This is a genomic window from Nonomuraea sp. NPDC048901, assembly GCF_040649695.1.
GTDB lineage: Bacteria > Actinomycetota > Actinomycetes > Streptosporangiales > Streptosporangiaceae > Nonomuraea.
In genome coordinates, this window is sequence record NZ_JBEZFW010000007.1 from 172,957 (window position 1) to 184,959 (window position 12,003).

Annotated in this window: 12 protein-coding genes; 8 read left to right on the plus strand and 4 right to left on the minus strand. The window is 68.7% G+C overall.

Translation table 11 applies throughout. From position 1 onward, the window contains the following. The first annotated feature begins 2 nt into the window (after nucleotides 1-2). A complete protein-coding gene (gene galE, locus AB0C30_RS25440) occupies nucleotides 3-989 on the plus strand; it encodes a UDP-glucose 4-epimerase GalE (RefSeq protein ID WP_357948520.1) in 987 nt (328 codons plus the stop codon). A gap of 284 nt (nucleotides 990-1,273) precedes the next feature. On the opposite strand, the gene AB0C30_RS25445 is transcribed toward galE, so the two are convergent. Then, complete coding sequence (locus AB0C30_RS25445; protein WP_357948523.1) at nucleotides 1,274-2,149, minus strand: hypothetical protein; 876 nt, start codon at nucleotides 2,147-2,149, stop codon at nucleotides 1,274-1,276. A 158-nt stretch (nucleotides 2,150-2,307) separates the two neighbouring features. Beyond that, on the minus strand, nucleotides 2,308-3,210 hold the full coding sequence (locus tag AB0C30_RS25450; RefSeq protein WP_357948525.1) for a hypothetical protein: 903 nt from the start codon (nucleotides 3,208-3,210) through the stop codon (nucleotides 2,308-2,310). 221 nt (nucleotides 3,211-3,431) lie between these two features. Between AB0C30_RS25450 and sucC the strand changes: the two genes are divergently transcribed. From sucC to AB0C30_RS25465, 3 genes are all read left to right on the plus strand, one after another. After that, nucleotides 3,432-4,613, plus strand: a complete 1,182-nt coding sequence (gene sucC, locus AB0C30_RS25455) for an ADP-forming succinate--CoA ligase subunit beta (protein ID WP_357948528.1) — start codon at nucleotides 3,432-3,434, stop codon at nucleotides 4,611-4,613. A 1-nt stretch (nucleotide 4,614) separates the two neighbouring features. Further along, nucleotides 4,615-5,490, plus strand: a complete 876-nt coding sequence (gene sucD / locus AB0C30_RS25460; RefSeq protein ID WP_219531323.1) for a succinate--CoA ligase subunit alpha — start codon at nucleotides 4,615-4,617, stop codon at nucleotides 5,488-5,490. A 185-nt stretch (nucleotides 5,491-5,675) separates the two neighbouring features. Then, nucleotides 5,676-7,280 (plus strand): DUF6350 family protein, encoded by a 1,605-nt coding sequence (locus AB0C30_RS25465; protein ID WP_357948531.1) that lies wholly within the window; start codon nucleotides 5,676-5,678, stop codon nucleotides 7,278-7,280. Here the strand turns inward: AB0C30_RS25465 and AB0C30_RS25470 are convergent. After that, the gene (locus AB0C30_RS25470) at nucleotides 7,243-8,337 is read right to left on the minus strand and encodes a hypothetical protein (protein ID WP_357948532.1); all 1,095 of its coding nucleotides are present in this window, start codon (nucleotides 8,335-8,337) and stop codon (nucleotides 7,243-7,245) included. The genes AB0C30_RS25465 and AB0C30_RS25470 overlap by 38 nt on opposite strands. Before the next feature lie 70 nt (nucleotides 8,338-8,407). Here AB0C30_RS25470 and AB0C30_RS25475 point away from each other — a divergent pair, with 70 nt between their 5' ends. Further along, nucleotides 8,408-9,022, plus strand: a complete 615-nt coding sequence (locus tag AB0C30_RS25475; RefSeq protein WP_357948535.1) for a TetR family transcriptional regulator — start codon at nucleotides 8,408-8,410, stop codon at nucleotides 9,020-9,022. A gap of 10 nt (nucleotides 9,023-9,032) precedes the next feature. On the opposite strand, the gene AB0C30_RS25480 is transcribed toward AB0C30_RS25475, so the two are convergent. Next, entirely contained in the window at nucleotides 9,033-9,452 is a 420-nt protein-coding gene (locus AB0C30_RS25480; protein WP_357948538.1) for a hypothetical protein, read from the minus strand. A gap of 75 nt (nucleotides 9,453-9,527) precedes the next feature. On the opposite strand from AB0C30_RS25480, the gene purN reads away from it, so the two are divergent. The 3 genes from purN (at nucleotide 9,528) to AB0C30_RS25495 (ending at nucleotide 11,986) form a co-directional block, all read left to right on the plus strand. Further along, nucleotides 9,528-10,157 (plus strand): phosphoribosylglycinamide formyltransferase, encoded by a 630-nt coding sequence (purN, locus tag AB0C30_RS25485; protein ID WP_357948540.1) that lies wholly within the window; start codon nucleotides 9,528-9,530, stop codon nucleotides 10,155-10,157. Then, nucleotides 10,154-11,695 carry a bifunctional phosphoribosylaminoimidazolecarboxamide formyltransferase/IMP cyclohydrolase gene (purH, locus tag AB0C30_RS25490; protein WP_357948543.1) on the plus strand — a complete coding sequence of 514 codons (1,542 nt, stop codon included), beginning with the start codon at nucleotides 10,154-10,156 and terminating at the stop codon, nucleotides 11,693-11,695. Before purN ends, purH begins: the two co-directional genes overlap by 4 nt. Before the next feature lie 108 nt (nucleotides 11,696-11,803). Next, nucleotides 11,804-11,986 (plus strand): hypothetical protein, encoded by a 183-nt coding sequence (locus AB0C30_RS25495; protein ID WP_357948546.1) that lies wholly within the window; start codon nucleotides 11,804-11,806, stop codon nucleotides 11,984-11,986. Nucleotides 11,987-12,003: the final 17 nt, after the last annotated feature.

The following is a 12,003-nucleotide window of genomic DNA, read 5'->3' on the forward strand; positions in this document are numbered from 1 at the left end:
GGATGCGGGTACTGATTTCGGGTGGGGCGGGGTTCATCGGGAGCACGATCGCGTCGGCGTGCCTGGACGCGGGGATCACGCCGGTGATTCTCGACAACCTGGTCACGGGGCGGCGGGAGTTCGCCGAGGGCCGGACTTTCTACGAGGGCGATATCGCCGACGGGGCGCTGGTCGACAAGATATTCGCCGAGCAGCCCGACATCGAGGCGGTCGTTCATTGCGCCGCGCTGATCGTGGTGCCGGATTCGGTGGCCGATCCGGTCGGCTACTACCGGGCGAATGTCACCAAGAGCCTGGAGTTCGTGGATCACCTGCTGCGCAACGGGTGCGAGCGGATGATTTTCAGCTCCTCGGCGTCGATTTACCGCACGGGGGACGATCATACGGTCGACGAGCGGTCGCCGCTCGACCCGCAGAGCCCCTACGCGCGGACGAAGGCGGTCTGCGAGGCGATGTTCGCCGATATCGCGGCGACCCGGCCGATCAACGTGCTGTCCCTGCGCTATTTCAATCCGATCGGGGCGGATCCCGCGATGCGCACCGGGTTGCAGCTGCGGCGGCCGAGCCACGCGCTGGGCAAGATGATCGGCGCGTACGAGGAAGGCGTGCCGTTCGAGATCACCGGCACCGACTACTCCACACGTGACGGCTCCGGGATCCGCGACTACGTCCACGTCTGGGATCTGGCGGCGGCGCACGTGGCCGCGTTGCAGCGCTTCGACGACCTGTCCGAGGCGGAATCGGTCATCAATCTGGGCACCGGCTCAGGGACGACCGTGCGTGAGCTGGTCGACGCGTTCAACCGGGTGGTGACGCGACCGGTCGAGGTGGTCGAGACCGAGCGGCGGCCCGGCGACGTGGCGGGCGCCTACACGCGCAGCGACCTCGCGCACCGGCTGCTGGGGTGGCGGCCGCGCTACTCGATCGAGGAAGGGATCAGGCACTCGCTCGAATGGGCCGCCGTACGGGACTCGCGCCTCGCCGAATGAGTGCCCTGCTCATCACCGGCCCCGCGCGCTGCTGAGAGAGAAGCGACCAGGAGTTGCGAGAGTCGCGGTACGCCGACCTGGCGTGGCCATCCGGGGCTTGTCCACCCCGCCTCTCCCGCCTGGCGACGGGAGAGACAGGAGAGGCGTGAGCCCGGCTGTCTCACGGTGGAGCTGAGGGCGAGCCGGTCTGTCCTACGGTGGAGCCGAGCGCGAGCCCGGCTCCTACGAGAGAGCCGAGCGTGAGCTCGGTTCTCTCGTGGTGAAGCCGTACAGCGGTTCGGTGGTTACTTCGCGATGCTGCTGAGCGGAACCGTCAGCGACGGAATCTCGTCCGTGCTGTCCGTGCCGTCCTTGAGCTCGTCCGTCACCTGGTCGGCCGGCGGCGCGGTGATCTTCACCGCGTTGCCCCAGCCGCTGTACAGGGTCTCGACGCTGAGGGCCGACTCGTCGTCCACGTTCGAGGAGAGCGCGGCCAGCGGCATCGTCGTGACCAGCCGGGAAGGCAGGCCCTTGGCGTCGACGGTGAGCTTCCAGGACAGAGCGATCTTCGCCGTCTTCTTGCTGGCGGCGCCGAGCATGAGGTTGCCGCGGAAGGACGGGGAGATCCTGCGCAGCTCACCCACGGTGATCTTGCCCACGTAGCCGCCCTTGGCCGGCTTGGCGCTCTTGAACAGGGTCTTGAGCGTGGCCGACTCGGTGAGGTTGAGCGGCTGGCCGTAGACGCCGCTCAGGCCGGAGAACGGCACGTTGCGCATCCTGACCCAGGTCTTGTCCGCGGGCAGCAGGTCCACCCAGAGCCCGCCGGACAGGTACGACGTCTTGCCGACCGTGATCGTCCGCTCGGGCCTGGACAGGGCCTTGAGGGTCTTGTCCTCGTCGTCGCCCGATCCCATCATCTTGAGATTGAACTTGCCGGTGATGTCCGACGCGGCGACGCCCGTCTTGCTGAACTGGTACGCCCCCGACCGACGGGTGATGATGCCCCGCATCCGGCCCTGGATGGCGGTGGTGCGCTCGCTGAACTTCACACCCTTGCCGGCGACGAACTGCTTCTTCACCGCGGCGACCGGGTCCTTGGCGGCCGGTGCCGCCTGTGCCGGCCCGGCTGCCAGAAGTGTGGCGGCCGACGCTAAAGCCAGCCCTGTGATGATGCGCTTCATATCAATGCCCTCGTCTCTTGATTTACGGAAGCGGAAGGATCCTGCCAAACGAAGATCACGACGATATCTCAACCGATTGTCTGCAGAGAGGAAAATATGTGGATTTTTCGTGCAGAAGGGCCCCGACACCGTCGGGGCCCCTTTGTGGAAATTTCTGACTATGGGGTGTTTCCATCGTCGTCAGGCGGAACGCTGACGTAGTTCCTGTCGATGGCGGCCGGCGGTTCGGGGGCCTTCTTCGCCAAGTCCTTGATGTCCTCGACCTGGTCGGCAGGAGGCGCGGTCACGTTCACCGCGGTGCCCCACTCGGTGTATCGGCTTTCGGTCGTGGCGTTGAGGGTGATCTTCTTGGTGACCTTCATGGACCACGAGATGGCCAGCCGCTTCACCAGTTTCTGCCCGTCGAGCGTCAGGCGCCAGGAGATCACGGATTTGGCGGGCTTGCCGGTCGGCTTCACCATGATCTGCTCGCGGAACGTCGGCGACAGCTTGTACAGCTCGGCGAAAGTGACCGAGCCGCGATACTGGGCGCCGCTTACCGTCTTCTTCGTGGCCAACAGGTATTTGAGCGTCGCCGGTTCGAAGACGTTGATGAGCTGGTCGCCATAAGCGGCCGAGGACGGGCTGCCGTTCATGCCGACCCAGCTCTTGTTCTCGGGTACCAGCGTGCTGTACAGACCGCCGTTGACGTACATGCGCTTGCCCACGCTGACGAGGTAGATCCGCTCGGTGAGCAGCTCGACGGAGTCGGCGATGGAGGCGTCCTTCGCCGCCAGTTTCTTCAGCCGCGCCCGTTCCTCCGGCGTGAGGATCGGAGTACGGGTGTTCTCGGCGCCCGCGATGCCCTTGGCGTCGAAACCGATCACGCCCTGCCTGTCGGCCTGGGTGTAGGACTCATCGCCGACCTTGATGCTGGTCCGCTCGGCGAACTTGACTCCCTGCCCCGCGACGAACTGCTTCTTCAGCGCCGCCACCGGGTCCGCCGGTTTGGCCTGCGCGTACGCGGGAGCGGCCACGGCCAGCGCGGAAACTGCCACCGCGCCGGCGATCCATCGCCTCATAGATGTGGGTGCCCTTCTTCAGATGTCCCGAAATATCGTGCTGAAGTGAGATCACTGTCACATAACGGGATAACTGAGACCCGATGACCTGGTCAGGTCAAGCTTGGGGCTAGGCTTCACTGGCGGAAACGCCCGGCACGCACGCACGGGGTGGCCCGGGCCGTCGAACATTCAGTCGGACAAGCGTCGAACATCAGTCGGATAAGCAAGGACGGACCCTCGTGGACCTGTTCGAACATCAGGCGAAGGAGCTCTTCGCTGACTACGGCATCCCGGTGCCACGCGGCATTGTCGCTCACACCGTGGAGGAGGTACGGGCGGCGGCTGAGCAGCTGACCGGCCGCGTCGTCGTCAAGGCCCAGGTGAAGACCGGAGGCCGTGGCAAGGCCGGTGGCGTGAAGGTGGCCGATGACGCCGCCGACGCCGTTGACAAGGCCACCGCCATTCTGGGCATGGACATCAAGGGCCACACGGTCCACAAGGTGCTCGTGGAGGAGGCCAGCGCGATCGCGGAGGAGTACTACTTCTCCTTCCTGCTCGACCGCGCGAACCGTACCTTCCTCGCGATCTGCTCCGCCGCGGGCGGCATGGAGATCGAAGAGGTCGCGCACACCTCGCCCGACAAGGTGGCCAAGATCCCGGTCTCCGCGCTGGACGGCATCGACCGCGCCAGGGCGCGGGAGATCGCGGCCGCGGGCGGGCTGCCCGAGAAGGCGCTCGACGGCGCCGCCGAGCTCATCGAGAAGCTCTGGTGCGCGTTCGTCGACGAGGACGCCACGCTGGTCGAGGTCAACCCGATGATCCTGTCGGCTGACGGCCAGGTGAAGGCGCTCGACGGCAAGGTCACGCTCGACGACAACGCCGCGTTCCGCCAGCCGGAGCACGAGGCGTACGCCGACAAGAACGCCGAGGACCCCCTCGAGGCCAGGGCCAAGGAGAAGGACCTCAACTACGTCAAGCTCGACGGTGACGTGGGCATCATCGGCAACGGCGCGGGCCTGGTCATGTCGACCCTCGACGTGGTCGCCTACGCCGGCGAGGCGTTCCCCGGCAAGCCGTCGCCCGCCAACTTCCTCGACATCGGCGGCGGCGCCTCTGCCGAGGTCATGGCCGCGGGCCTGGAGATCATCCTCTCCGACCCGAGCGTGAAGTCGATCTTCGTGAACGTCTTCGGCGGCATCACCTCCTGCGACGCGGTGGCCAACGGCATCATCTCGGCCTTCAAGCTGCTGGAGAGCCGCGGCGAAGCGGTGACCCACCCGCTGGTGGTCCGGCTTGACGGCAACAACGCCCTGCTCGGGCGGCAGATCCTGGCCGACGCCGCGCTCCCGCGCGTCGAGCTGGTCGACACGATGGACGACGCGGCCAAGCGGGCCGCCGAGCTCGCTGCGGTAGGTGCGTGACATGGCTATCTGGCTGACCGAGAACAGCAAGATCATCGTTCAGGGCATGACCGGCGGTGAGGGCACCAAGCACACCCGCCGCATGCTCGCCTCCGGCGCCCGCGTGGTCGGTGGCGTCAACGCCCGCAAGGCGGGCACGACGCACGAGGGCCTGCCGGTGTTCGGCACGGTGAAGGAGGCCATGGAGCAGACGGGCGCCGACGTGTCGGTCGCCTTCGTGCCCCCGGCCTTCACCAAGGACGCCGTCAAGGAGGCCATCGACGCGGAGATCCCGCTCTGCGTGGTGATCACCGAGGGCGTGCCGGTCCACGACTCGACCGAGTTCTGGGCGTACGCGATCGCCAAGGGCAACAAGACCCGCATCATCGGTCCCAACTGCCCCGGCATCGCCTCGCCCGGCGCCTCCAACGCCGGCATCATCCCCGCCGACATCACCACGGCCGGTCGCATCGGCCTGGTGTCCAAGTCGGGCACGCTGACGTACCAGCTCATGTACGAGCTGCGCGACTTCGGCTTCTCGACCGCGGTGGGCATCGGCGGTGACCCGGTCATCGGCACGACGCACATCGACGCGCTCCAGGCCTTCCAGGACGACCCGGGCACCGACGCGATCGTGATGATCGGTGAGATCGGCGGCGACGCCGAGGAGCGGGCCGCGGCCTACATCGAGCAGCACGTCACCAAGCCCGTGGTGGCCTACGTCGCGGGCTTCACCGCCCCGGAGGGCAAGACGATGGGCCACGCCGGCGCCATCGTCTCCGGCTCCGCCGGCACCGCGCAGGCGAAGAAGGAGGCCCTCGAAAAGGTGGGCGTCCGTGTCGGCAAGACTCCGTCCGAGACCGCGCGCCTCATGCGTGAGATCATGCAGTCGCGCTGATTTCCGGCTGAAGACCGCCCCGCCCGTTTCGTGGCGGGGCGTCTTTTTTGTGCCGAGCCGATGGGTGGCGTCCCCTGTGAAACCGCGGAGACCCCCCAAAGAGGGCGAAAAATGGGAGAGGGAAAGCCCCGCGCGCGGCGCGTCAACCAAGCGTTGGTTGGTAAAGCTTGAGAAAATAACTACTTGTGACGGCGCTCCTCGAATCGGTACTAGGTCGGCTGCCCGGCGTCTCGAGTGATGACGACGAGACGCGCCGGCCGCTGCCCGTGTCCGGGATGCTCGCCGCCGCCATCACGCTGGGCGTCGGCCTGGCCGTACTCACCACGCTGACCCTGGTCGGGTGGATCGCCGCGCCGCGCGGCGCGCTGGGCGCGGGGCTGCCGGGCGTGTTCCGTACGGCGGCGCAGGTGTGGCTGGCCGCCCACCACGCCGGGTTCGCGATCCCCGGTGGCAAGGTGGGGCTGCTCCCGCTCGGCCTGACGATCCTGCCCGCCGTCCTGCTCTACCGCGCCGGGCGGTGGATGGCGCGCGACGCCGACCTGCGGCTGCGGCTGCCCGCACGGCTGCCCAAGAACAGCCCGCGCGAGCAGGCCAGCGCGCGCCGCCGGGCCCAGCTCGTCCTGGTCGCGCAGGCCGGAGTCTCCCTGGCCGCCCCCTACGCCCTGCTCGCCGGGCTCATCGCGCTCGTCGCCCGCAACGACATCACCCAGCCGTTCATCGGCGAGGCGCTGGTCAGCCATTTCGCGCTGGCGTTCTGCGCGGGGGCGCTGGCCACGGCGCGGACGATCGGCCCGTGGCGGGCGATGCTGCGCCTGCTGCCCGAGCGGGTGCGCGCCCTGACCGTCGGCACGGCCGTCGCCACGGCGGTGCTGCTCGTCGCCGGGCTCGCCCTCGTGCTGACCGCCCTGATCGTGAACTTCGGCCAGGTACGCGAGCTGTCCAACGTGCTCTCACCCGGCTTCGTGGGCGGCGTGCTGCTGCTGCTGGTCCAGGCCCTCTACCTGCTCAACACCGTCATCTGGGCCGCCTCCTACATCGCCGGGCCGGGCTTCGCCGTCGGCGCCGACACCCTGGTCGCGCCCACGGGCGTGCAACTGGGCACGGTGCCGAGCCTGCCGCTGCTCGGCGCGCTGCCCGAGAGCGGTCCCGTGCCCGGCTGGACGATGGCGGTGATCGCGCTGCCGTTCGCCGCCGGGACCGTGGCCGGGATCGTGGTGGCCAGGATGGCGCCGTCGCCGTCGTACGAGGCCGCACCGCTGTGGGGGTTCTTCACCGGGATCACCACCGGGCTGGTCGCCGCGCTGCTCGCCGCGCTGTCCGGCGGCCCCATCGGCGGCGGGCGGCTGGCCACGGTCGGGCCGTCGCCGTGGGAGGTGGCGCTGTCGGTGGGCCTGGAGGTGGGGGTCGCCGCGGGTATCTCCGCGGGCGTGGCCAACGTCCTCCTGCTCAACCGGCGGGCTCGCGCCCCGCTCGACAAGGCCGCCGTGCCGGTACGCAAGGCGGGCGCCGCGATCGCCCGGGCGGCGAGCAAGGTCGGCCTGGCGGAGGCCGACGCCCGGCCTCTGCCCGGCCACTGGATGGATGCCACCGAGGCCGACACCCAGGCCATTCCGGTCATTCGCGACGACTGGCAGGACGAGCACGCCTCGGCCGCGGCGGAGACGCTGGCCCAGGCCCTGCCGATCCTGCCGGAGCGGGACCGGCCACCGCGTACGGACATCGTCGATGAGTCGGACGATCGTGGCGGCCATGTCATCTACGTCGATCCCTACGCCTGGGATCGCGACTAAGGGCCTGTTCTGTGCTGGTGTCCGCCGGTCGACGGAGCCGCAGGGCCGCGACTATCAGCAGGGCCACCGCGCCTGCGGTGAGGATGGCGTTGCCGGCCAGGTCTTCCGCCAGGCTGGTCGGTTGGGTGGGCGGGACCGTCGGGGTGATGTTCCTCTGGGGGAAGGAGTGCCAGGCGTAGGTCAGCATGGCGCCGCCGGCGAGCGCCAGCCGGTGGGCCTGCGACCAGCCGGCGCGGTGTGACCAGCGGACCACCACGGTGGCAACGGTGACGAACAGGGTCAGATAGCTGACCACGCTGAGCCACGCCGGGAGGGGAATCGCCTCCGCCAGCCAGGGCGTAAAGCCGTTGGGATCGACCGCGTACAGCAGCACGAAGACCGCTCCGGCGACCATGGCGAGAGCACCGGCGACCCACGGGCTGGGGGCGCGACCGGGCAGCAGGGTGACGTCGGTGGTGCGCCTGGGGAGGCGGATGCCGACGACGATGATCGCGGCGATGACGACTCCGGCGCCGATGAGCTGGAGCGCGGAGGCATGGCGGCCGAAGACGGCCTGGGCGACGCCGCTGCCCAGGGCGACGACCGCATACAGCACGCCTGCGACGGTGAGGCCGATCTTGCCCAGCCATGGCGTCGTGCGTCGCGAGCCGGCGAGGGTCTCCGCGACCGCGATCGGGGCGCTGATGCTGAAGACCGTGTGCACGCCGACCATGAACAGCGTCCATGGTCCGGCCAGGCCGAGCTCGGGGATGAAGCCGTATTCGAGGGTGTGTGCGCCGACCACCCAGTTCGAGTCCCACAGCGTCTGGGTGACGAAGGCCTCCTCGATCATGCCGTAGGCCAGCGCGAGGGTCATCATGGCGGGCCAGCCGCGTCCGGTACGGCGGGCGAACTCACGGATGAGGAGGGCGCCGCCGCCGTACAGGGGGGCCAGGCCCAGCAGGTTTTGGATGTGGGTGATCGGCGCGTTGCCCATCAGGTACTCGGCGGTCAGTGGCGCCAGGAAGAACAGCCCGATGGCGGGCGCCAGGCGAGGGAGTAACGCTCTTCGGCTCATGAACCCTGGATACCACCACTTAGCGCAAAAATACAATCATGTAAATTTCTTCTAGTGTAAGATTGCAGCTATGGAGGAGACGCTGCGCGAACGCAAGAAGCGACAGACCAGGCACCTGCTCATCCGTACGGCAATCCGGTTGTTCACCGAGCAGGGCTACGAACAGACCACCGGCGCACAGATCGCCGCCGCGGCGGACGTGGCCACCAAGACGTTCTTCAACTACTTCCCGAGCAAGGAGGACGTGCTGTTCGCCGACGTCGAGCGGTTCTACGGGCTGGCGCTGGAGGTGATCGCCGACCGCGCCCCGGACGACACGCTGCAGCAAGTGCTGCGCAGGACCTACGACCAAGCCATCGCCCACTACCTCACCCAGGGGCCGTGGACCGGGGACCCCGAGCTGAAGGATCTCTACCAGAGGCTGCTCGCGACGGTGCCCGCCGTACAGGCGAAGGCCCTTCACATGATGTTCGACGCGCAGCGCCGGATCGCCGCCGCGTTGCTGACGGCATTCCCCGACAGGCTGGACCCCATCAGCGCCGCGGCGGTGACCGGCGCGTTCATGGGTGCGGTGCAGGCGGCCGGGATGGCCAGCCTGGAGATGTACGGCGAGGCGGAGCAGGAGTATTTGGCGTCAACCGGACGGGCCGTGAACATCGCGATGCGCGGCCTGGAATCACTGTGATGGGGCCGGGCTAGGGCTGCACCGCGCCCAGGAGTTCCAGTACGTCCGGTGGGAGCTTCTTCTGGGCCGCGTCCCTGAACTGGGTGAAGCACTCACCCTGCGACGAGACGGTGCCCGCGCCCTTCATGCAGTTCTGGTAGGCGGAGTATTCGTCCATCAGATAGAGCTGCATCGCGGTGGCCAGGGCCGACAACGTGAGGGCCACCGAGGAGATGGCGATGCCGCCCACGGCGATGCCCGGCGGCTTGTGCGCCTTCCTCAGCTGGGGCAGCGCGCGAATGCCCGCCATCAGCGCGAACACCGCCATGACCAGCCCCGCCAGCGGCAGCATGAACGTCATGGCCAGCGCCGCGATGGCCAACCAGATGGCTCGGCGCCCCGCGGAATCCGCGGGATGCTGACCCGCCGGTGCCTGCACCGGTGTCGACACCTGACCTCCTCTGCGTCGCCGGACGAAGAGCGGATACGCTTGCAACCCCACCCCGGTTTTCTCATTGGAGTGCGCGTGTCAAAGGCTGGGCGGCTCGTCGTCCTCGTCTCCGGCTCTGGAACAAACCTACAGGCCTTGCTGGACGCTTCGGCCGACCCGTCCTACGGCGCCCGCGTGGTGGCTGTCGGTGCGGACAGAGACGGCATCGAGGGACTGGCTCGGGCGTCGCGGGCTGACGTCCCTACTTTCGTCGAAAAACTGGGTGATTACGAGAAGCGGTCGGAGTGGAATATCGCGCTCGCCGACCGGATCGCTTCCTACGAGCCCGACCTGGTGGTGTCGGCGGGCTTCATGAAGATCATCGGCGCCCCGACGCTCGACGCGTTCCCGGTGCTCAACACCCATCCCGCGCTGCTGCCCTCCTTCCCGGGTGCGCACGGGGTGCGTGACGCGCTCGCCCACGGGGTCAAGGTGACGGGCTGCACGGTCATGCTGGCCGACGCCGGCGTCGACAGCGGGCCGATCGTCGCCCAGGAGGCCGTGAGCGTACTGCCGGACGACGACGAGGCGGTCCTGCACGAGCGCATCAAGACCGTCGAGCGCCGCCTGCTCGTCGAGATCGTCGGCCGGATGGTCCGTGAGGGCTGGACGGTCAGCGGACGGACCGTCCGCATCGGTAACCAATCAGAAGGGGAATCGAAGTGACTCGCATCGCCATCCGGCGCGCGCTGATCGCGGTGTACGACAAGTCCGGGCTGGAGGAGCTGGCCAGGGCTCTGGACGGCGCGGGGGTGGAGATCGTGTCAACGGGCGGCACCGCCGCCGCCATCGCCTCCTACGGCATCCCCGTCACCAAGGTCGAGCAGCTGACCGGGTTCCCCGAGTGCCTCGACGGCCGGGTCAAGACGCTCCACCCGCGCGTACACGCCGGGCTGCTGGCCGACCTCACCAAGCCGCACCACGTGGCCCAGCTCGACGAGCTGGAGATCGACCCGTTCCAGCTGGTGGTGGTCAACCTCTACCCGTTCGAGCAGACGGTCGCCTCCGGTGCGTCCGACGAGGAGTGCGTCGAGCAGATCGACATCGGCGGGCCCGCGATGATCCGCGGCGCCGCCAAGAACCACAGCACCTGCGCCGTCGTGGTCGACCCGCGCTTCTACGGCGACGTGGTGGCCGCGCTCGGCGAGGGCGGCTTCACGCTGACCGAACGCCGGCGGCTGGCGGGCATCGCCTACGCCCACACGGCCTCCTATGACGTGGCCGTGGCCTCCTGGTTCGCCAACGCCTACCGGGTCGACGACGGCTGGCCCTCGTTCATGGGCGCCACCTGGAAGCGCAAGTCGACCCTGCGCTACGGCGAGAACCCGCACCAGTCCGCCGCCCTCTACAGCGGTGGCCTCGACGGCCTGGCCAACGCCGAGCAGGTGCACGGCAAGGAGATGTCCTACAACAACTACCTCGACGCCGACGCGGCCTGGCGGGCGGCCTGGGACTTCGTCGAGCCCTGCGTCGCGATCATCAAGCACCAGAACCCGTGTGGCATCGCCATCGGCTCCGACGTCGCCGACGCGCACCGCAAGGCGCACGCCTGTGACCCGGTCTCGGCGTACGGGGGCGTCATCGCGGTCAACGGGGCCGTCACGGCCGAGCTGGCCCGGCAGATCGCCGAGGTGTTCACCGAGGTCGTCGTGGCGCCGTCCTACGAGCCCGAGGCGCTGGCCGTACTGACGCAGAAGAAGAACGTCCGCCTGCTGATCTGTCCCTCGGGCCCGGCCAACCCCGCCGAGTTCCGCCGGATCGACGGTGGCCTGCTCGTCCAGCAGAGCGACCGGGTCGACGCGTCCGGCGACGCGCCGGAGCACTGGCAGCTCAAGGCGGGCGAGCCGGTCTCCGAGGAGATGCTGGCCGACCTGGCGTTCGCGTGGCGGGCCTGCCGCTCGGTCAAGTCCAACGCCATCCTGCTGGCGTCCGGCGGGGCGACCGTGGGCGTTGGGATGGGGCAGGTCAACCGGGTCGACTCGTGCCGCCTGGCGGTGAGTCGCGCCGACGCGCGGGCCAAGGGGTCGGTGGCGGCCTCGGACGCGTTCTTCCCGTTCCCCGATGGGCTGGAGGTGCTGATCGAGGCGGGCGTCAAGGCCGTCGTGGAGCCCGGCGGATCCGTCCGCGACCAACTGGTCATCGAGGCGGCGGAGAAGGCGGGCGTGGCGCTCTACTTCACGGGGACGCGCCACTTCTTCCACTGACGCTCCTGGGCAAAGGGCGGTATGAACCCGCCCTTTTGCGCACAAGCATAAGTAATGTCCGGTTACGCTGTGGGCCTTGCCGCTCGTCCGTTCCCGGGAGTACTCCTTATGGCGCCGCTCGACTCGGTTCTGTATGCCTTCGTGACCATGAACGGGATCGCCACCAGCCCGGTCATGTTGGTGGTGCTCGCCTTCCTCGGTGCCTACCTCGGGGCGCGCGTCGTGGAGGTCATCCCGTTCACCCGCCGCATCATCGAGCGGCGCTCGGCCCAGACCGCCGAGCGCGAGTAGCCCGCCCGGCCGCCTGA